The 20,692-nt window shown below is 52.6% G+C and carries 19 protein-coding genes; 8 read left to right on the forward strand and 11 right to left on the reverse strand.

Features of this window, described 5'->3' with window-relative positions:
• Window positions 1–62: 62 nt before the first annotated feature.
• Window positions 63–1,334: an extracellular solute-binding protein gene (locus GOV38_RS13720; protein ID WP_171208318.1), complete on the reverse strand. Its 1,272-nt coding sequence runs from the start codon at window positions 1,332–1,334 to the stop codon at window positions 63–65.
• A 76-nt stretch (window positions 1,335–1,410) separates the two neighbouring features.
• Here GOV38_RS13720 and GOV38_RS13725 point away from each other — a divergent pair, with 76 nt between their 5' ends.
• Window positions 1,411–2,301: a helix-turn-helix domain-containing protein gene (locus tag GOV38_RS13725; protein WP_171102217.1), complete on the forward strand. Its 891-nt coding sequence runs from the start codon at window positions 1,411–1,413 to the stop codon at window positions 2,299–2,301.
• Between the two features lie 146 nt (window positions 2,302–2,447).
• Here the strand turns inward: GOV38_RS13725 and GOV38_RS13730 are convergent, their stop codons facing one another.
• Window positions 2,448–3,266: an AraC family transcriptional regulator gene (locus tag GOV38_RS13730; protein ID WP_171208319.1), complete on the reverse strand. Its 819-nt coding sequence runs from the start codon at window positions 3,264–3,266 to the stop codon at window positions 2,448–2,450.
• 27 nt (window positions 3,267–3,293) lie between these two features.
• Between GOV38_RS13730 and GOV38_RS13735 the strand changes: the two genes are divergently transcribed.
• Entirely contained in the window at window positions 3,294–4,130 is an 837-nt protein-coding gene (locus tag GOV38_RS13735) for a phytanoyl-CoA dioxygenase family protein (protein ID WP_171208320.1), read from the forward strand.
• Between the two features lie 52 nt (window positions 4,131–4,182).
• Here the strand turns inward: GOV38_RS13735 and GOV38_RS13740 are convergent, their stop codons facing one another.
• The 7 genes from GOV38_RS13740 to GOV38_RS13770 all read right to left on the reverse strand — a co-directional run bounded on the left by GOV38_RS13740 (window position 4,183) and on the right by GOV38_RS13770 (window position 11,584).
• Window positions 4,183–5,229 carry an ABC transporter ATP-binding protein gene (locus GOV38_RS13740; RefSeq protein ID WP_171208321.1) on the reverse strand — a complete coding sequence of 349 codons (1,047 nt, stop codon included), beginning with the start codon at window positions 5,227–5,229 and terminating at the stop codon, window positions 4,183–4,185.
• Entirely contained in the window at window positions 5,229–5,519 is a 291-nt protein-coding gene (locus GOV38_RS13745; RefSeq protein ID WP_171208322.1) for a hypothetical protein, read from the reverse strand. Before GOV38_RS13745 ends, GOV38_RS13740 begins: the two co-directional genes overlap by 1 nt.
• 4 nt (window positions 5,520–5,523) lie before the next feature.
• Window positions 5,524–6,738: a carbohydrate ABC transporter permease gene (locus GOV38_RS13750; protein WP_171208323.1), complete on the reverse strand. Its 1,215-nt coding sequence runs from the start codon at window positions 6,736–6,738 to the stop codon at window positions 5,524–5,526.
• Complete coding sequence (locus tag GOV38_RS13755; RefSeq protein ID WP_171132935.1) at window positions 6,738–7,982, reverse strand: sugar ABC transporter permease; 1,245 nt, start codon at window positions 7,980–7,982, stop codon at window positions 6,738–6,740. The genes GOV38_RS13750 and GOV38_RS13755 overlap by 1 nt, the downstream gene beginning before the upstream one ends.
• A gap of 81 nt (window positions 7,983–8,063) precedes the next feature.
• The gene (locus GOV38_RS13760) at window positions 8,064–9,419 is read right to left on the reverse strand and encodes an ABC transporter substrate-binding protein (protein WP_171208324.1); all 1,356 of its coding nucleotides are present in this window, start codon (window positions 9,417–9,419) and stop codon (window positions 8,064–8,066) included.
• A gap of 23 nt (window positions 9,420–9,442) precedes the next feature.
• A complete protein-coding gene (locus tag GOV38_RS13765) occupies window positions 9,443–10,549 on the reverse strand; it encodes a LacI family DNA-binding transcriptional regulator (RefSeq protein WP_171208325.1) in 1,107 nt (368 codons plus the stop codon).
• A 336-nt stretch (window positions 10,550–10,885) separates the two neighbouring features.
• The gene (locus tag GOV38_RS13770) at window positions 10,886–11,584 is read right to left on the reverse strand and encodes a DnaA N-terminal domain-containing protein (RefSeq protein WP_171208326.1); all 699 of its coding nucleotides are present in this window, start codon (window positions 11,582–11,584) and stop codon (window positions 10,886–10,888) included.
• 373 nt (window positions 11,585–11,957) lie between these two features.
• Between GOV38_RS13770 and GOV38_RS13775 the strand changes: the two genes are divergently transcribed.
• From GOV38_RS13775 to GOV38_RS13790, 4 genes are all read left to right on the forward strand, one after another.
• Window positions 11,958–13,268, forward strand: a complete 1,311-nt coding sequence (locus GOV38_RS13775) for an AAA family ATPase (RefSeq protein WP_171132939.1) — start codon at window positions 11,958–11,960, stop codon at window positions 13,266–13,268.
• Window positions 13,265–14,317 carry a ParB/RepB/Spo0J family partition protein gene (locus GOV38_RS13780; protein WP_171208327.1) on the forward strand — a complete coding sequence of 351 codons (1,053 nt, stop codon included), beginning with the start codon at window positions 13,265–13,267 and terminating at the stop codon, window positions 14,315–14,317. The genes GOV38_RS13775 and GOV38_RS13780 overlap by 4 nt, the downstream gene beginning before the upstream one ends.
• A gap of 751 nt (window positions 14,318–15,068) precedes the next feature.
• The gene (locus tag GOV38_RS13785) at window positions 15,069–15,476 is read left to right on the forward strand and encodes a DDE-type integrase/transposase/recombinase (protein WP_254430476.1); all 408 of its coding nucleotides are present in this window, start codon (window positions 15,069–15,071) and stop codon (window positions 15,474–15,476) included.
• 511 nt (window positions 15,477–15,987) lie between these two features.
• On the forward strand, window positions 15,988–16,818 hold the full coding sequence (locus GOV38_RS13790; RefSeq protein ID WP_171208329.1) for a hypothetical protein: 831 nt from the start codon (window positions 15,988–15,990) through the stop codon (window positions 16,816–16,818).
• A 631-nt stretch (window positions 16,819–17,449) separates the two neighbouring features.
• Here GOV38_RS13790 and GOV38_RS13795 read toward each other — a convergent pair.
• A complete protein-coding gene (locus GOV38_RS13795; protein ID WP_254430477.1) occupies window positions 17,450–18,136 on the reverse strand; it encodes a VWA domain-containing protein in 687 nt (228 codons plus the stop codon).
• 174 nt (window positions 18,137–18,310) lie between these two features.
• Here GOV38_RS13795 and GOV38_RS13800 point away from each other — a divergent pair, with 174 nt between their 5' ends.
• A complete protein-coding gene (locus GOV38_RS13800; RefSeq protein WP_171208330.1) occupies window positions 18,311–18,643 on the forward strand; it encodes a hypothetical protein in 333 nt (110 codons plus the stop codon).
• Here the strand turns inward: GOV38_RS13800 and GOV38_RS13805 are convergent.
• Window positions 18,616–19,368 carry an SDR family NAD(P)-dependent oxidoreductase gene (locus tag GOV38_RS13805; RefSeq protein WP_171208331.1) on the reverse strand — a complete coding sequence of 251 codons (753 nt, stop codon included), beginning with the start codon at window positions 19,366–19,368 and terminating at the stop codon, window positions 18,616–18,618. The two genes, GOV38_RS13800 and GOV38_RS13805, sit on opposite strands and share 28 nt — an antisense overlap.
• 347 nt (window positions 19,369–19,715) lie before the next feature.
• Between GOV38_RS13805 and GOV38_RS13810 the strand changes: the two genes are divergently transcribed.
• The gene (locus GOV38_RS13810; protein WP_254430478.1) at window positions 19,716–20,597 is read left to right on the forward strand and encodes a formylglycine-generating enzyme family protein; all 882 of its coding nucleotides are present in this window, start codon (window positions 19,716–19,718) and stop codon (window positions 20,595–20,597) included.
• Window positions 20,598–20,692 lie beyond the last annotated feature (95 nt).

Genomic DNA, 20,692 nt, shown 5'->3' on the forward strand with positions numbered 1-20,692 from the left:
AATTGGCTGTCCTCCGTTGGGCGCGCGAACGATACGTTGGCGCGCGCCCGATATTCGTGGAATTATTCTGCCACCGCGAGCCCTGTTGCAAAGCTGACTTGCTTTGCAGCATCATCAAGAGCGGCCTGAGCACTCTCGAATTCGCCGTTCAGGAACGCGGTCTGCGTTGCGATCATGACCTGGTCTGCGTCACTAAAGAACTCGGTACCGTTGATCGGTTGAATCCGTTCCAAGCGGCCAAGCACCGTTGTCCAAATTGCCTGATCGCCCCAGAAAGCACTCGGCTCACTTACAAAAGGATCGTTCAGAGCAGACGTCAGCGATGGCACCAGACCTTGGTCTTTCAGCATCGTGACCTGGCCCTCGACCGACCCAAGCGCATAAGACAGGAACGCGTATGCGGCTTCCATTTGATCGCTGTTTCCAGCGACGGCCAGAAGCGAGCCACCGAAATTCGCCGCGCGTGCCCCGCCGTCGACGACACTGGGCATCTCGTAAATACCCCATTTACCTGCTTGGTCTTCTGGCGCGTTGTTGCGGATTGGGCCTTCCATCCAGGCGCCACTCATCTGCGTTGCAACCACACCTGCTGCGTTGTTTTGGAGTTTTTCGTTAAAGTTGGCCGCAGTGACCAAACCCGCGTCGTTCAATTTGCCAATCACTTCAAGCGCAGCTACGCATCCTGGCTGCGCCATCGTGATCTGATTGCCATCAGCCGAGAAATAGCCGCAACCTTGTTCCTCGGCGATCATTCGAAAGAACTCTGCTCCACCGTTAAGATTGTCATTGATCATGGTGACGCCATCATTGGCAGCTTGCACCTTTTTCCCCGCTTCAATGAAATCGTCCCACGTTTCGATATCTTCAAGCGAAACCCCTGCGTTTTCATAGAAGTCACGGCGATAGAACATCATCACAGGCCCACTGTCCCAGGGCATCCCAAGCACACGATCACCCTGTTTCAGCGCAAAAAGCTTGAAGTCGGGAAAAGCAGATTGTGCGCTTTGGTCAAAGCCCAACGGAACAAGGTCAGCGGCACAGTCCGGGAATTGTGCAGTAATCAACTCCATCTCGACATTTTGGAACTGGAATACATCAGGCAGCCCTGCCCCACCGGCAGCACAAGCTGCCAAGACCCTGCTTTTGACATCCGAATACCCATTCTGTTCAATCGTGACCTTGATATCGGAGTGCTGTGCGTTGAATCCGTCGACCGTTGCTTGCAGCGCTGGTGCAGCACTCCCCCAAGCCCATACGGTGATGTCATTTTCGGCTTGAACGGAACCCGCAGAAACAGCCAGACAGATTGCCGTCGGCAACATCACTTTTTTCATGGTCTCTCCTCCACTGATGTCGCAGCTTGCCCCAAGCCGCTCTGTGAGTATCATTCGTCAAGGAAGGAGCCACGTCTTGCCTGACAGTCAGGAATATTGCGCAGATAGTAAGATTCGAGGACCAAAGATCTGGAACCCCGCCGAATCGACTGTTGAACTTGCGCCGAATGATATCGTGATTGGTCGCGGTCAAGCTGCAATAATGAAGCTCGCCCATTGGCATATGCAGATTGAACTCAATTATGTATTCGAGGGCGCCCTTACCTATGAAATGTGTGGTCGCGAGTTTACGGTAGAAGCTGGCGAAATCGCTTTGTTCTGGGGTGGACTGCCGCACCGTTTGAGCGAATGCGAAGATACGACTTTGGTCGAAGCAATCCATTTGCCCCTATCGATGTACTTCCGGTTGCGCTTGCCCGAAACGATCCGCGAAGCCCTGATGCAGGGAAGTGCGCTCCTGTCGAAGTCCCGTTCGCGCGAGGACAGGCACGCGTTTCGCCGTATTTGCGAATATTTGCGCTCAGGTGACGCTAAACTGATGCAACACGCTGGTGAGGAACTGATCCTTCGAATTGAACGGATTGCTTTTGAAGACTTCGTTTTGGCAAGCCCGAACGATGCTTCTGCAGTTGCTCCGGACCCGTCGACAAACGAAAAGGTAAAGCGAATTCTAGATTTTCTCGTCGAGAACTTCCGCGAAGACTTGAACGCCAGTGCCGTCGCCGAAGTCGCGCGGCTGCACCCAAAGTACGCCATGAGCGTTTTCAAGCGGTCAACAGGAGTTACGATGAACGAATACATCCAGTTGTTGCGGCTTAATTATTCGCAGGCCATGCTGATGCGTGGCACCGACAATATCTTAAAAATTGCTACGGAAAGTGGCTTTGGGTCGCTTTCAAACTTCAACCGGTGCTTTCGAAAACACACAGGTCTGAGCCCAACACAATTCAGAAGCCTTGCACAATAATGAAACCGGCACGATTTCGCACCACGACAAGTGCGCTTTTCGGACACTCACCTGATCTGCGCGTCCCGGCGTATCAATCCCGCGCATATCAACCTTTTGGCCGAACAGATCATCCAGTTTCAAAGATATCCTCGTCAGCTTGCTGTTCATCCGTCTGATTGCGAGCGCAGGTTTCGCGGCGCCTGTCCCCTAAGCTTCCGATACGCGCGATAGAATGACGAATAATCCGCAAAACCAACCTTGGCGGCAGCTTCTTCGAGGCGAATACTAGGCTCGCCAAGTACCATGTCCTCAACCATCTCAATCCGAAGTGCTGTACGGTAGCCGCTTAGGGTTGTTCCAATTTGGCGTCGAAACAGAACACTTAAATGATCACCACTCAGCGGCACACTGTTTGCTATGCTTGCGACGCTACGCGTTGGATCATCTTTCAACAGAGTCAAAGCCTGCGCGACGCTTGGATGCAATCCGTCTTGACGAATTGTCTGTCCAGCAGTGAGATAGTGGCGCCAAACGCGGTGCAACCACCAGTCGATGCCGACCCGAAGAGCAGAAGGATGTTCCTCGTTTATCAAAGTCTGGGCCATTTCGACCACTTCGCGATACGCACTCTCCTCCAACAGCTTTAGCTGACGGTGCCCTCCGATTGGCATGCTGCTGACATCAGGATGAACCGGGGTCTGCTTCAATATTTGTGGGACGAAAAGTGCCACGACAAAATCCGCCTCACTGGTCTCACTTATGAGGAAATGGCTGTCACCCGGTGGCAGGACAAGAACAGCGCGCGGCCGAAACTGCACGATTGTACCATTAACGAAATAGCGCGCCCTGCCCTTAACGCAAATTAGAACATTCCACTCAGGCAAACGCCGAGGTGCTGAATCGTATTTCCGTCTCGTGCTGCGACGCCAGACACGAAATCCTTCGTTTGGTGTAAGTGCCGGGATAATGTCGATAGCGGTCATTATCACGGATTATGCAATGTTTTGCCGATGTTTTGCAATTCAGCTGGTTGGTTCAGCACACTATATTTCTTCTATCGTGTGCAAGAGGATGGAAGTATGTCGAACGTCGCTGAGTTCTTTTCCGAGAATGGTTACTACCATGCAAAAGGTGTTTTTGACGCTGATATGATTGCGTCTCTGGAAGAGGAATTTGACGCTATCGTTGATCAAATAAACCAAAGCGGCGACCAAATTGATGCAACTTGGGATGGAACAGAAACTCGCAAACTGGCAAGCGAAGATGATGTTATTTTACATACCCATAACGTGCAGAGGTATTCGCGACTTTGGTTAGATGCCTTTTTGAACACCGGCTTTCTAGATGTCGTTCGTCAAATCGTCGGCGATGATCTCATCCTTCACCATTCCAAGCTTTTTCAGAAACCATCCGAGAATGGCTCACCCTTTCCGATGCATCAGGATTGGCCGTATTTCCCGACCAAGAACGACAGCATGATAGCTGGAATAATTCATGTTTCAGACGCAACAGATGATATGGGGTGTCTCCGGGTCTATCCCGGTTCTCACAAACTTGGGCGGATCGAAGGGGCGAACGGCCGACAAGCGAACAATGTTTTGGATGCCCATCCGATAGAAAACGCCACAGTCGTAGAAGCAAAGGCGGGCGACGTCGTATTTTTCCACTATTTCACATTGCACGGTTCGATGCCCAACCGTTCGAACAAGATACGCAAAACAGTCTTGTGCCAGATCTATGACGGAAAAGATCAAATCGAGGATGGAAACAAGCACCCGAACGAACAATTGGTCCTGTCTGGGTGGAACCACGCGATCTCACGAGACGCGGCAGGCGCGCCTCGATAGGCGACCGACTTGATCAATGCGATCGTTGCCGATGTCTACCTCGGCTTCGTTGTCAGGTGGCCAGGCCGTTTTCATCGAAGAAGTGCAAGCGATCGGGTGCAAACGCAAGTCCGACCTTGTCCCCCACTTTGAAATTGGCACCACCTTCGACACGGACGTTGACAACACCCAATGCGCCGCAATCGACAAAAAGGAATATGTCGGCACCGAGATATTCGGCCACTTCAATAACACCATCACAGTTTCCGCTGCCAGGCTGGCCCACAGTAATGTGTTCTGGCCGGATACCCAGTTTCAATGGGGCACCGCTGCCGCCATAGGCACCACCCCGCCCGTCTTCCAAGTGGAACTCACCCGCTGATGCGCTGCAAGGTAAGATGTTCATCTTGGGACTGCCGATGAATTGAGCCACAAACAAACTTTGAGGGTTGTTATAAAGCTCTCGTGGCGTTCCGACTTGCGCGATCTGGCCAGCATCCAGGACCACGATACGGTCGGCCAATGTCATGGCTTCGACCTGATCGTGGGTGACGTAGATCATCGTGGTTTCAAGCGACTGATGCAGCTTGGCAATTTCCAAGCGCATTTCAACGCGCAACGCCGCATCAAGGTTCGACAACGGCTCGTCGAAAAGAAAAGCTGTTGGAGCCCGAACAATAGACCGGCCAATGGCTACACGTTGGCGTTGACCGCCCGACATATCCTTCGGTCGACGTTCAAGCAGGGGTTCAAGTTTCAAGATCCGAGCTGCTTCGTCAACTTTTTGTCTGATCTCTTCTTTGGGTGCCCCTGCGGTTTTTAGGCTAAACCCCATATTGTCGCGGACTGTCATGTGGGGATAAAGCGCATAAGACTGGAACACCATCGACAACCCGCGTTTGGACGGGGGCTGATCGGTCACGTCCGTACCATCAAGGACAATCGCGCCGCGCGAAGTTTCCTCCAAACCACCGATCATACGCAGAAGAGTCGATTTTCCGCACCCTGACGGACCAACGAAAATGATGAATTCACCGTCTTGAATCTCTAGATCAACACCTTTGATCACTTGAAGATCACCGTACCATTTTTCTACGGCATCCAGCTTTATCGAACCCATCAGTGTCCTCCTTTGAATGGCGAAGCAGAAGTCACGCAGACCCCGGCTGTGCCCAGAATTTCGCCCCCACAAAGCAGAGCTTTCGTATTCAATTGTGAACCTCCAGCGGTGCGCGGTTCATCAACCAGACTGTACGCATTGAATTTCTGGGCGGCGGCTTGTTTCACATTTTCGAAGCCGCGAGTGGGACGCGCATCAAGACGGCCCGGACCCAAAGGCTTGGCCGGGCTCTCATTAACTTTTGAAAGCCAAACCACCGTTTGTCTGCGGTCATGAACGATCTGGTCCATCGGTCTAGCCCTTTACCGAACCGGCGGTGAGGCCTTTGGTCATGAAGCGTTCTAGCCCGAGAAAAATCGCCATGATCGGCAAGGTCGCGATGACCGCCCCGGCCATCAGGTGCTGGCGCGGTACCTCAGATGAATTCAACGAAGCGACACCCCGCGTAAGCGTGAATTTCGCTGGATCATCCAACAGCATGAAAGCCAGTAGAAACTCGTTCCAGGCGATCATGAAGACATAGAGACTGACCGAGGCAAGTGCCGGCAGAGCCAAAGGTAAGGTGATTTTCCAAATGACCGCAATGCGTGAAAGGCCATCCATTAGACCTGCTTCCTCAACCTCGGAAGGTAAGCCTCGGAAATAGCCCTGCAGCATATACAAAGCGACAGGGATCGTTGTCACAGGATAGATCATGACGATGCCAACAATGGTATTCCTGAGCCCGGTCACCGAAAAAACAATGTAGATCGGCAACGCAAGAACGATCATCGGAACCATGTAGATAAGCAAGATCGAACGGCCAAACGCAGCGCGACCTTTGAACCTCAATCGCGCGACTGCATAGGCCCCGGGGATCGAAAACGCCAAGGTTATGAAAACGGTCAGGACAGAGACGTAGAAACTCGTCCAAAGATACGACCCGAAATTGAAGTCAGCAAAAAGCTCGACATAGCTGCGAAAAAGATCCGTGCCTTTGGAAAAGTCGATCGTAAAGTCCAACGGGTTTTGCAAAAGCTCTTGTTGGTTCTTCAAGCTGGTCATCACCATCACATAGAATGGAACCAACACCGCTGTGGTGAAGAAAATATACCCAAATCCGGTCAGGAAATGGATAACCGCCTCTTCGAATTCATGTTTATCCAGCTGACCCGGAACCAAGCTTTCAAGCATTGTAAGCAACGGCCATGCAGTAAAAAGCCCGAACAAAGCTGCCGAGACAACTATCCCGAATGTGCCAGCCTCTTCACCAACAATGATTGGACCGAAACCAATCATGCCAAGCAAGATCGACAAAAGCATCAGCCCCGCCGCCATGGTCAATTTATGGCGGTAGAAAAGTGTACCAAGCCCGGTTCCCGCTCCTAGCAGCAGCGAAAACATGAACGAAGGCTTGAACGGGTCGCCCGTTGAGAAAGACATTAGAACCGCGACAACGATAGCTATGGTGTAGGCCCAGAACCAACCGATAACTGCCGCTGTGATATAGCCGTTTTGGATCACCCGCATCACAGCCCTTCCTCCCGGCTCATGAACTTGAAGAAAAAGATCGAGAACGCCAGCAGAAAGCCGAAAATGACAACTGCTACGGCCGCACCTGCACCAATGTTGGAGACAGCAAAAGCCTGCTCGTAGACATTAACCGTCAAGGTACGCGTACCAGCCGAACCGCCTGTCAAAAGGAAGATGTCGTCGAATTTGTTAAAGGTCCAAATGAACCTGAGCAAAAACAATACGCTGAGAATGCCAAGCAGCATTGGCAATGACAGATACCAAAATTTTTGGAAAGGACTTGCACCATCCATATCCGCTGCCTCGTACATATCGGTGTCGATGGACTGCATCCGGGCAAGAATAAACAGGAACGAAAGCGGGAAATATCGCCATATCTCGAAAACGGTCACCATGATAAGTGCTTGAGGCCGCTGTCCGAAAAAGTTGATTGGGCTGTCGATGGCGTTCATTTGAACCAGCAAAGCGTTCACAGAGCCGGAGAACGGGTCGAAAAGTGTCACCCATGAGAACGCCACGGCTATGACCGGAGCAACGTAGGGAAACAAGTAAAGGCCACGCATGATGCCTTTTCCGCGAAACTCCTTGTTCAAAAGCAATGCCGCGAAGAGACCAACCACAAGGGCTCCGATTGTTCCGACTATTGTGTAGAACATAGTTGCATAGAGAACAGCCCAGAATTCACGGCCATCAAAGATGCGCGCAAAATTCTCGAGCGTGAACTCTGAGTTCGTCAGAATGTTCTCACCCGTGCCCGTGGTGATTGTTGGAGTATCCTCAAGATCGGGATCAGCGTCCAGGAATGCCTGGCTCACCGTCACATCGATCTCAATGTTTTCGCGTTGGCCGCCTTCAAAATCTCCCAACTCGCAAGTCAGCAGCACGCCATCGATCGAACAACGTTCATCCACCTGAACGACAGTCAAGCCATCCGGCAAAGTATCGGTTATCGAGACGTCGGAAAGCGGTTTGTTTTGGCTGGAATTCCGTATCCGATACCTGAGCGTCGCATCGTCACCTGCCTCGGCTGGTCTTCCGCGCAACTGTTCACGAACAACGGTTTCTGGTGGTCGAAGGTCTTCGAGCCCTATCGGCTTAAAACTGACCCAGAAGATTGCCAGCAACGGCAAGATCACCACAAGTGAGACAGAGAAGATGGTTGGAAACAGAAGCCCCCAAGCCAATCGCGCTTCGCGTCTGGCAAGTGGCCCCGTACCCTTTGGTGGTACTGCAGTCGACATCGACCTCTCCTGTCTGGGAATTCGCAGGCACCGACCGGCGGTACACAACCGCCGATCAGATTTTCGAGAAAGATCTGATGCCTATTCGATCGAAGCGAGTTCTTCGTTCATTTTCGCAACTGCTGCAGCTGCGTCAATGTCACCGTCAATGTACTCACGCACAACACGGTTGATGGCTTGGCTGTTGATGATCTTGGACGCCAGGCCCAACTGACCTTCAGCAACACCCCAACGCTGGCCGACATCTAGGCCAGCAACGATGTTGTCGATAACAGCCGCGTCGTAAAGCTCGGAAAGCGGTGCGCGGCGATCAACGCCCACATCCAGCTTGGACCAGCCATCAATATAGGTGGTTGGGTTGTCTGCCGTGCCATTTCGGCTTGGAAACTTGCCTTCAGGTGCAATAGCAAGCGTATCCATATAACCGTCGCTTACAGCGAACCGAACAAAGTCCTGCGCTGTTTCAGTGTCGGCATCCGCCGTAATACCGAAATAGCGTGAATCGGCCCATGCCGCGCCATCTGGATTTGAAGGCCCAGAAAAGTTTGTGACAAAGCCCGTTGCGTTGGCTAATTCACGAGACGTTGGGTCATCGTTGATGGTAACAGGAGCTGCGTCCCGCAACCCGGCCAATTCATCCATGATAAATGGCGACCAGATGATCATTGCGGCTTGGCCCGCGAAATAAAGCTCTCGAGATTGCTTCCAGAACAGTTCACCAGGAGGCGACGCTTCAGCGATGGCTTTGTAGAACTCCAAGGCTTCAATGGTGTTGGCTTCATCAAAACCTTTGAACCCGTTCTCATCAACGGGGGTTGCGCCATTGGCGAGAAGCACATGCTCCAAGACCTGACTCATAAAGCCTTCGTCGACCTTGGTTGCAGCAACAAATCCAAACATCTCTGGTGGATTATGCAATGCCTCTACAGCAGCCAGAACATTCGCGTAAGAGGTGGGGGGCTCTAGGTCATTCTCTTCAAACAGATCCTTCCGGTAGACGATCATCTGAGTCCAGCCATCGACGGGAACACCTGCGACCCCATCTTCAGTCTGGGCCATATTGATCGGTCCCGGTGCAAAAGTTTCGGTTCCCAGTTCCTCAAGCACCTCTTGAGCGGCCTCGGCATCCAGAATTCCCGCTTCGGTCCAGGGAAGAGCATATTGGAGCGGATAATAAATCACATCTGGCAAGTCACCGGCCGCAAAGGCCGCGGTTGCGCGCGTACCGTATTCCTGTTCATCCACAGGGATCATTTCCACCTTCACACCGGTCGCAGCCTCGTAATCTGCGGCCATTTTTTGCTGACGTTCCAAGCGCGCAGGCTGAGTTTCTGTGGTCCAGACACGCAATTCCTGAGCCGCAAGCATGTCTGCCGCAGCAATCGTGGCCATTAGGCTCGCGCCGACCAATAACGTGGAATTTTTCAAGATTTTCATGTTCTACCTCCCTGTAAGAACAGCTAGTTGAATGATGTGTGCCAGAGTTTAGCCAAGTCAGCCGAACTGCATCGCGGTGGCCCATCAGAGGCGCGTTCGATCAGTTGAGCCGGCACAAGTTCCAAAAATGCTTCTGCATCGGAATTGCGTATGCGATCGATCAATATCTGCGTCAGCCGTGTTCCCGCATGACGGCGATTGACTGAGTAGGTTGTCAGCGCGGGCACTGCGAATTCGCCTTCAGGAATCCCGTCATAGGAAATGACCGAAAGATCTTTTCCGATTTCTATGCCTGCTTCTGATGCTGTCCTGTAAACACCAAGTGCCGCTCGGTCGACCGAACAAACGATAGCCGTTGGCGGGACCTCCAAGCTGAGCAATTTACGAGCGGCAATGGAGCCCTGTTCTAGTGTCATCACGTCTTTTGCGACGAGTTCTGGTGCGAATGGCAATCCTGCGGAAGCCAAGCCCTGTACATAGCCTCGCTCGCGGAGGCCGGAATAGACATAGTCCTCGCCGGCCTTCAAAAACCCTATTCGCGAATGCCCAAATTTCACTAGCCGCGAAACGGCATCATGCATGGCATCTTCGCCCGCAACATCGAACCAGTCGCATTGAATGCCTTCTGGTTCCCGGCCAAAAACAACGAAGGGGACATTGGCCTGAACCAATTTGTCGACCCGAGGATCCGAAACCCGCGAGCGCGGAAGAATAAAACCATCAGCCTTACGTTCACTTATGAGCCTGGATTGCACCTCCAGAACACCGTCCATGGTGTTGGCTGTTGCTACGGTTAAAGTCCAACCGCTTTTACTGGCCGCGGTAGATACACCTGCCAGAAAATCGGCCAAGAACGGAGCAAACCCCCCAAGTTCATCTTCTTGAATCACAAGACCGATGGATTTTGCCCTGCCCGTACGAATGGCCTGAGCCAGAGCCATTGGGACATATCCCATCCGGTCCGCTTCTGCTCTCACACGTGCGCGTGTCTCAGCGGCGATGTCCCCATAATTGTTCAGCGCGCGGCTGACGGTACCCTTAGTCATATTGAGAGAACGGGCGACATCTTGGATTGTCACCTTCGTAGGTCGCTTGGACAAGCTGTTTTGATCTGCGGTATTCTCCCCCATGCGAGCAATCTTACACTCGAAACCGGTTTCGGCAACAAAAGATTTTCCATATTGATCAACCGCTTAAGAAATTTCTGCTTAGAATCGCGTCGGTTTTTGAACCCATCACGGCACGTCGGGAGAGATGATCATTTGCAGCTATTTCAAGCCAAATCGGTCAAAATCTGAAGCCCAAGAAGCGGGCATTTTTGCTCTAACTATTCTGAGTTGTGGATCCGGGAATACCCCTCCCCTGCCCTCTTTTTGCCTGACCTTGGACCCGCGCGCGTATCGTTCGTTTTGCGAACGTACTTGGCGCTATTTTCCGCATACCCCGAGAGATATCAGCAGCAGGTGTTACTCGATCAGGCCAACCTTGAAAGACTGCCCGAATTCAAGCTGGATCGCCCCTAACAGCGGTTTCAAATGATGTGACTGGATGTATTGCGCTATGAACTTGCTGGGTGCTCGCAGTATGACGACTTGATCTTGTGTTTCCACATGTTCGAGATCGCGATACCAGCTTTTGAACAATAGCGTTTCGGACTGCGAAAGACGACGAAGCGCCCTGCCCCAAGGGTTTTTCAAGTCCTGCTCTGTTGGGTTCGAGGTCACTGGTACGTCCTGTCCAAACTGAACACGAACAACTTTGTTCTCGGGTTTTGGAGTCTGGGCCTCCATACGCGAGACAAAGTCAGATCCAACATTTTTCCAAGTCGGTTCACTGAGCCGGAAAATCTCGCTGTAGTTCAGGCGATATGCGGCTACCCGACCTCGAACCCCAGGTCGAAGTTGAAGAAGGATTTCACATTCCGTCAACCGCTTGACCTCCCGCTTGACGGTGCGCTGATCAACTGACCAAAGGCGTGCCATTTCCTTTTGCCCCACCGTCAGTTCATCGACTCGCCAATTGTATCGAGCAGTGACCAATGCAATGAGCCGCATCATCGAACATTGAAATCCCTTCGTTCCATTGAGCCCGGCGACGGACATAGCAGTCAGAAGGTCATATTTCTGGGATCCGGCTTGAGGTCCTGTAAATCGTTTTATTTCCATTTTGATACTGCCGCTGTGCCTGATGCGGATCGGTTTCGACGTCCGATTCCATTTGTTGTAATCAGTGTGGTGAAATCCCGTAGTTTGTCAACTCACTTCGAAAAACGGGAGCAAAATCCAATTTTCCAAAATCAAAAGAATTTTCGGTATATCGGTTATAGGTGACAGATGCATGTCACCCTATTGGCCCCAGTTTGTCACCCTATATGTGGTCAGCGCTGATTTTCTGTCACCAAAACTTAGCTTCTCACGCAGAATTACTCCCGTATTTCAAAGAATCCCAAGCAAAAAGCGGAATTTTGAATCTTTGCGTTTTGCAGATTCTCTAAATCGCGTTATTAGAAAGTATTCGTGATATAACAAGAGCAGCACTATGCGTGACCACACCGACCTTCAAGCGATGAACGAACGAAGCCTGGCCCAACAGGCGGCCGTTCGCCGCGCTACCTTTTCACCTTCCGATGAGAAAGTGCTTCGACCATTTTCAATCTGGGAAATTAGCCAGTTCATGTTCGATGTCCCAGCAGACACTTTGAGGAAGAAACTGGCGGACGATCCGTCTCTTCCACAGGGTGCTACTGAAGATGACGGGCGCCAAAGGTGGTTTTCCCTCGCAGAAATAAACGAGCTCAGGCGTCGATTGAGGTTCAGAGGCAAGAGCCTCCTTCCGCAAAGACCAGCGGGACGCGCAATGAGGGTGGCAGTTTCCAATTTCAAAGGCGGCGTCGGCAAAACTGTCGTTGCACAGCATCTGGCGAACGCTTCTGCGCTGGATGGCTACCGCGTTCTTGTTGTGGATTTCGATCCTCAGGCGACTCTGACCCATTCAATGGGTCTGGCAGAAGTCAGAGAGTGGAATACGGTTTGGGGCATTATGTGTCGCGACCTTTGTCGTGAGGCAAACAGGATCGCAGAAGAATATGACGATCCAGCGGACTGCCCCTACCCTACCGCCGACGAACTGCCTGAAGATGTGCAATCAATTGGGTCGCAACGCGTACAGGATTTCATTCAAAAGACGTCCTGGTCGACAATCGATATTATCCCAAGCTGTGCGAATGCCGCGTTTGTCGAGTTTGCTTCCGCGCAATACAGATCCATTCACAAGGCCTGGAGTTTCTTTGGTTGCATCGCCCGGTATCTGGACGAGCTTCCTGATGACCAATATGACCTGATCATTTTCGATTGCCCGCCCGCGATTGGGTATCAATCTTTGAATGCAGCGTTTGCCGCAGACATTCTCTACATACCCTCGGGCCCCGGTTATTGGGAGTATGACAGTACAACCAGCTACCTGGGACAACTGGGCGATGCGTTGGAAGATATTACGAACGGGTTCGAACGTATCGCGCAGGATGCAGGTATTACTCTTCCCAAGACGTTTGACGACATTCGTGTACTCATGACGCGTTTCGAAGCAAGCAATTCGCTGCATGTCGCGATGATGGACGCTTTCAAAAACGTATTTGGTGCGGATGTCTGTCAAAACCCTATCGAGATGACGCGCGCGGTTGAACAGTCTGGTAGGTTCCAGATGTCGGTTTACGAGCAAGACTATAGGCAAATGACCCGAGACACATGGAAGCGCGCGCGTCAGTCATTCGACAATGCCTATGGAGAATTTAAGGGCGTTGTACTTAAGGCGTGGAACGCGCGGACTAAGGTTGAGGAGCGCATCGAATGAGCCGGAACAAGTTTGGTTTCTCTCCGATTAATGAGAACGATCTCAAGAAAACCCGCCGTCGCGACGTAGGTCCCATGGGTGCGGCTGTGCGCGAAACAGCAAACAGTTTGAGCGAAAGCACGGAAGATCGTGTAGAGCAACGGCGCAAGAACGCTTCAGACGCGAAGGAGTATCGCAAAGCGCAGGACGAAGGCCGTGTCTTAGCTGTGATCGGTTTGGATGCAATTCACACCTCGGATCTTCCACGTGATCGGTTGGATCTCTCGGCGGTGGCGAGTTCGGATGAAATGGATGAGCTCAAAGCGTCGATACAGGAAAGAGGTCAGAAAGAACCGATTGAGGTGTACAAAGACTCCGAAGGTCGTTTCCAGCTTAAGAAAGGTTGGAGGCGTCTTACGGCTCTCAGCCAGCTTTTCGAAGAAACCGGTGATGAGCGTTTTGCCAGCGTTACGGCGCGTGTAGACAACTCTCGGGTCGATCGTATCGATCTGTATGTTGATATGGTCGAGGAGAATGTCGTTCGTGAAGACCTGACATTCGCAGAGATGGCGCAGGTCGCTATTCTTGCAGCTCGCGATTCTGAGCTGGGGGCAGGGGACGCTGACGCATTGGTTGGGAGGCTCTATGCTTCTTTGCATAAGATGAAGCGCTCATATATTCGCAGCTTTGTTTTTCTTCTTGGCGCGCTCGAGGAAGCTCTGCCTTACCCCAAGGCCATTTCGAGAAACCTGGGCGTGGAGGTTGCGCGCAAGCTTCGCGCGGCAGGCACTTCTGAGGCTTTGAAAGAGCGTTTGGCGCGTGTGAACACGGCAGAGGAACAAAACGAAATTCTTGCAACATTTGCGGCAGAACCCGCTGAGAATCCCGCAGAGGGCAGGGCGAAAGAAAAAAGCGAGAGTGTGAAGTACGAGTTTCACGTAGGGTCTTCGAAGATTACTGCTCGAAAAGGTGAGTGCAGAATCCTGTCTCGTCTGGATTTTAGTTCAATTGATCGCTCCAAGCTGCAGAAAGCTGTGGAGGCTTTTGAGGCAATCTTAAGGGAGGAGTAACCCACGGGTTACGTCCCATCGGATTTCACATGTGCCAGGCGGTAACCCACGGGTTACCGCCTTCATTTTTGATGAGTAACTGAAAACAGAATGACTACTGACGGGTTCGCCTAAACCCAGTTTATCGTGATGAGAAACGTTGATGCGACAAGCGTTCTCGTGCCGATTCAAGCTTTGTATTGTCGTGGCTGTCAGTGCAATCTGGGTTGTGGTTCTGCGCGAAGATCTAAGCTGAAATGATGGCTTAAACTATGAAAGAACCCGACTTGGCCATGTGCGCGATGTTTAGGGATGGGTGAGTAGGCTTCGGAGAAAAGGACGGGAGGTACGTTTCCGTTTGCCCAAGCGCTAAGTGAAGGTGTTCTATCTCGCTGGTTTAACACGACGAGCTTTTGCTGTATTTAAAGGGGAAGGTAGCTTTCCAGCATCATATGGTGCTCGTTTTCGCTCAGAAGCTACTATGTTAGTGCGAAGGCTCTCTTTCGCAGAATTTTACAATACAAGCGAAGATCAGACGTTATGTGCAAAAAGAATATATTTTGCACATATGCGAATTAAGATGCTGGTGGCGCGCCGAGAACACTAAGATCTGTTGCGAGCGTATGATCATTGACCATCGTAGAGTTTGCGCCGGTTTGGGGAGTGTTAGTATTCGACTGAAAGTCTGCTCATGGTTTCCTTCAAAGCTGCGCATTGTCCAAATGACGTTGCTCTTTTCGCTGTGTCGGACGCGATCTCGAAGAGATGCGGTATGTTGGCCCGTCACACCACACTGAAACACTGGGTGATACGTTACCCTTGTGGGATTGCAGATGCTGTGCGTCGTCGAAACAAACCCGCCAACGCCGAATTCTTTGCGCGGATGCTGGAGGTCAACGGCCCACAGAGAGAGATTGATAGCGACAAAAGCGATGCAAATACGGCTGGCATAAACGCCATAAACAAGATGCTGGAAAGCTTTGGCTGTCCGATCTCCATCGCGATGGTCAGGCGGAAATACCCGCAAAGCAACGTGGAACAGGACCAGCGCTTCGTCAAAAGACGAGCTCAGCCGACGTTAGGGTTCAAGGCCTTCGTTCGAACGGCGGCTACACTGAATGGGATAGGCGTCGCGCAGATGATCTGCGGGGCCGGTGCCAACTCTTCGGTCAGTAAGTAGCTTTGCAACAGATCCATATGCAGCTGAGCCGTTCAGACGGCAGCGCCGTGGCGGATATTTTACCTATTTTAGACAAATGTTGACCAAAGCCCGTCTGCAGGCTGAGTATGGCGACACCGTCTTATCCGTTTTGGGTAGTTCACGATAAGTGGTTGAGGAGTGAATAATGCGCGCTGGTTTTCCTGTAACGCTATCTATCGATCTGACATCGAACCGGGTGCAGCGAGGCATTGGGACTTGCGTCTCTCAGTTTTGCGGGCGGTTGCTGGGGCCGTTTTCAAGGCTTTTTCTTACCGCTACAGTTTTGTTCTTCTGCGTATTCGGTCCGCGATTTGCTTTGGCATGCCCAGTCTGCACAACATTGCCAGAGACCACACTCGCAGATCATTTGATTGCTGCCGATGTCATTGTTCTTGCAGCACCCGTACCGGAAAACCCGTTCAAATTCGTTCCAAAGCAACAAATCAAAGGTTCACCAGACGAGCTTGCGAGAATTCCTGAAATCCCCTTTTTGATTGATAGCACGACCCGCGCGGCCTTCCGTGCGAACCCCGAGATGACAGTTCTGCTGACCTACGGAACCGTGACTAAAGACGCTGCCGGACGTGGTTTGTCACGCAAGTGGACAAGGATATTCAAGCTGAACACTGCGCGCGAACACTTTCTGGATGCGCTCTGGAGGGAACGAGAGCTTTGGCGGACAAGTGCAACAGAACCCGATGCGCGCATTGCATTTTTCGCAAAGTATCTTTCGCATGAGGATCCGGTTCTACGTGACACCGCGTTGGTCGAGATGGACCGTGCGCCATACGACAGTATCCAGATGTTGCGAAATTCAGTTTCGACGGACGATCTGCTGCACGAGTTCAACAACATCAACCGGATCAGCTTCGTTCCGGTCGCGATCCGGTTGCTGGGTCTTCAGCTTGATGACGACAAAGCCAAACGCGTTGTCCGGTCCCGATATCCCAGATCCGTTCTTCAAAACTCGGCATATGCCTATGATTGGGCGCTGGCCGGCGTCGCGATGGATGGGCCGTCAGCCGTAAGCACCATTGACGCCGCTTTGGAAGCGGCAAATCTTTCGCTGGAGCATAAGCGCTCGCTCATGCGGGCTTTGGCTGATTCAGGCACCGTGTCACCGGCTCTTAGGGATCAGATCATAGTGATCTTTTCCCGCGAGTTGGAACAAGATCACTCTTCGGCATTGGAGATTGCGATTGCGATGCGCGATTGGAATGAAACACGTTTGGATAGCCAACTCGCAGATTTGCTTGAAAGCGAAGATATTGATCCGGTGACGCAATTCATTATCCAAACCAAGTTTGGCTCAAGCGATTGAATTGTTCGGCTACCAAAGAAGGGGTTTACCAATTCGCCAGGCTGTTTTTTTGTTGGTTTTCAAGTCGTTGGCGACGCACGCACTGACGACAAGCCTCTGACTGTAATCAGCCAGATTTCCCAACCGTACTAAAAATGACTACCGCTTTCCTCGTTTCGTCATTTCTTGTGCGATTTGGGCTGGCCATCGCTTTGCCGTAAGTCTCTGCGACGTTGTGCGTCTGCTTCGTCGGTAAATTGTCATCATGGCCAAGAGGCGATCGGGGCAGGGGATCGCGAATTCAGAACTCAGATTGCGAAACCTGTCAGGGCGGCGTGTCCAGAGTCCAAGAGTCAATGACCGAGAAGCAAATCACCTCGAAACGTCACAATAGACCTGAAGGTCCCAACCCTATGTTGCCGGCGAGACTTGCACCATCAGACGCTCATAGCCTTTGACGAAATTTGATTGCACTCCTTCTGGTGGGCTATTCGGTCCTCCGTTTCTCAATCATAACGATCGTCCAAAACAAATGGGACGATCCAACGTTGCGTCTTTTCCGCTCCAAAACAACGCTATACCCGCGATCTATTGGCAGCTGTGCCCTCCATCGAACGCGCAAACAACACCCAAAGGGAACGTCAAACCACGGCTAGCCAATAAAGCTGCACCCCAGGGTGTTGCGCAAGGCTTCGCTAAGCTCTTCGATCGTCTCGGTCGAGACATACATCCCACCCGTGCTGTCCGACAGACATTTTGCGACCGAGATACCGTCGGGGAACAAATCGACATTCGGGCTGTCCCAGGCAAACCGATCCGTGGCGACGCGAAAGCCGATCACATGCACCGTCAGATCGGCAGCCGTTGCCGAAAGTTCGGCCCCCAAAGCGCAAGGCGCGCCTCCGCAGGTCTCGTTTCCATCCGTGACCAGCACCACAATTCCGGGATCAGTGCGGTAATTCAAAACTTCGGCGGCCACCCGGACCGCTTCGGTCAGAGGCGTCAATCCGTTGGGATCCAGCAAAGCAATGGCGTCCATCACCGGTTGCGCGGCGTTCTCAACCGGTTCGAATTTCAGGTTGATCCCCTCGCAGGAATTCTCGGGTCCCGGCCCATAGGTGATCAGCCCAATGCGCCGGATCGGAGCGATCTGCGGCATGGCATCCTGCAAAGCCGTCCGGGCATCGTCGATGCGGCGCGGTTGATCCAATTGCAGACCAAGCTCTGCCATCGACGCCGAGCCATCAAACACCAACATCGCATCGCGCGTGCAACCCTGTGCGTTTGCCGCCGAAACATAGGGCAGAAGGCAAGCCATCATCGCACAGCAGGTTTTCATCGGTCTTTCCATGCAATGATTGAACAGAACACAGCCTCTTGGGTCAACGGCCCAGGTTCGAGACGCCTGACCCTTCACAACTTTTTTAGACCGGATCTGTCAAACGCACCCTTTCCATTTTGGCTTGGGCGTCGTCTGCCGCTAAGGTGCCACTAACGGGCAAGAGGGAACCAGATGGCCGCGCTTTTCAGCAGTTTCGCGCTTCGTAAAGTAGTGTTCAAAAACCGTATTGCAGTCTCACCGATGAGCCAATATCGCGCCAGGGACGGCCTGGCCAATGACTGGCATCTGGCGCATCTGGGTCGCTTTGCCATGGGCGGCGCGGCACTGGTCTATGCCGAGGCCACAGCGGTTACGCGCGACGGTCGCCGCACAAGGGGCTCGACGCGGCTGCGCAGCGACAATAAGGGTTTTGCGAAATACATCGAAAGCGACACGCAGGAAGCGTTCACCCGCCAAACGTCAGCACGCGCATCAATTCAGATCGAGCCAGCTTCGACCATGTAATTGTTGGCCGAGCACATCGCGGCGTCATCGGAAGCCAGGAACAATACCATGCGAGCAACATAGACAGGATCGATCAGGTCCGGCAGGCATTGGCGATTGCGGTGTGCTTCAAGACCTTCTGGCGTTGCCCACAATTCTTTCTGACGTTCAGTCATTATCCAACCCGGAACCACGGTGTTGACCCGTATGCGGTGGTTCCCCAGATCACGCGCCATCGTTCTTGTCAGACCATGGACTGCTGCTTTGGCGGTTGTATAGGCCGGAAAGCCACCACCGGCTTCCCACCAGGAATTCGAACCCATGTTGACGATGGACCCTCCACCATTTGCGATCATCCCCGGTGCGATGGTTTGGATGGCAAAAAACATGTGACGAATGTTGGTTGCTTGGCGTTCGTCCCAGTATTCAGGTGTCACGTCCTTCCAATCATGACGGTCGTCTCGCGCAGCGTTGTTCACAAGCACATGCGCAGAACCCAAACGGTCTGTCAGGCGCCCTAGCGCCGCTTGCATCGCGGCGATATCACGAAGATCGCAGATTTCGTAGGTCACACCTTCCGTGCTTTTTGTCAGAGCGATGCTTCCAGCCTCATCGACATCAAGAAACCCGACCTTGGCACCTTGTGCAGCAAACGCCTTGACGATCTCGGACCCGATCCCTTGGGCACCACCAGAGACGATGACCGTTTTGTTTTTCAGGCTGGGATAGTTTGCAAATTCAGGCATCGGGTTTCCTTTTCGAGGAAGAAGAACGTGTCAAATTGACGTGGTGACGACAGGTCGCGCAGCGTCTTGGTAAGCTCTAAGGTCGGCAATCATCTCACGCAATAGGCTCAGGGCTGGAAGGAACGCCGCGCAGCGCCCATTCCACGGGCCAACAAAATGACCTGGTCTCAAATCGTATGATATGCATATCGACGTGGTCTCTGGTTTTGATATTGTCGCATCCAACCGCATCGCCACTTTCTTTGACCGATATAAAGGCAGGTGTCCAACCTGTGACGCATTCTGACAAAAATCCAAACTGTTGCGGGCCAGCACGAAACGGCTCTCGACTGGCCCCTGTTGAGATTTTGAAAGATCCTCTGACAAATCAAAAGCTCTGGGCAACCGCTTGCCAGATTCCCGGTGGCAACAGTCTGCTAGGCACCCGCACCGAATTCATTCCAAACGATGGCGAAGCACCGTTGCGTCGCACAAGGATAAAACCGTTTCGCTTAGGTGCTACGACGGTCACAAACGCAGAGTTTCAAGCTTTCACCGAGGCCACAGGTTATGTCACCGAAGCCGAACGGATCGGATGGTCGTTTGTATTCTGGTCTGAGGTCCCGAAAGAGGTGGGGCCGACACAGGCTGTTTCCGGGGCCGAATGGTGGCGGCGGGTCGACGGCGCAAACTGGCGCGACATAAACGGGCCTGGCACACAAGCAGACACATGGCACGCAGACCATCCGGTGGTTCAGGTCTCTTGGAACGACGCGCGCGCCTATTGCACTTGGGTCGGAGGCTATCTTCCCACCGAGGCCGAATGGGAACATGCCGCCCGAGGGGGGTTGGGCGACGTGCGCTTCCCCTGGGGAGACCAGGAGCCCAACGATACCGATGTCTTGCCCTGTAATATCTGGCAAGGCCGTTTCCCGGAGTTTAACACCGGCCAAGACGGTTTTATCACTACGGCCCCTGCGCGCTCGTTCGATCCAAACGGCTATGGGCTGTACAATCTGGTTGGCAATGTCTGGGAATGGACAGCCGATGCGTTCAGGATCAAGTCGTTGAAAAAGCAAGTCCGGGACCGGCTAGCGAGTATGCCAGGTTATAAGTTGTCCAAAGGCGGATCATTCCTGTGCCACCGCTCTTATTGCTATCGGTACCGGATCGCTGCGCGATCGGGCACATCGCCGGACAGCGCAACACCACATCACGGATTCCGCGTCGCCTGGCCAGACCGCCTTTAGGTTCCGCGCGACCCGCCTGCGACGCTTGCCCTTGCAATGGTTGGTAATCGGAAAATTCCATCCCTCATCAATCGGCCCAGATCCGTTACGCCAAT

It is taken from the genome of Ruegeria sp. HKCCA5839, assembly GCF_013035585.1.
Classification (GTDB): domain Bacteria; phylum Pseudomonadota; class Alphaproteobacteria; order Rhodobacterales; family Rhodobacteraceae; genus Ruegeria.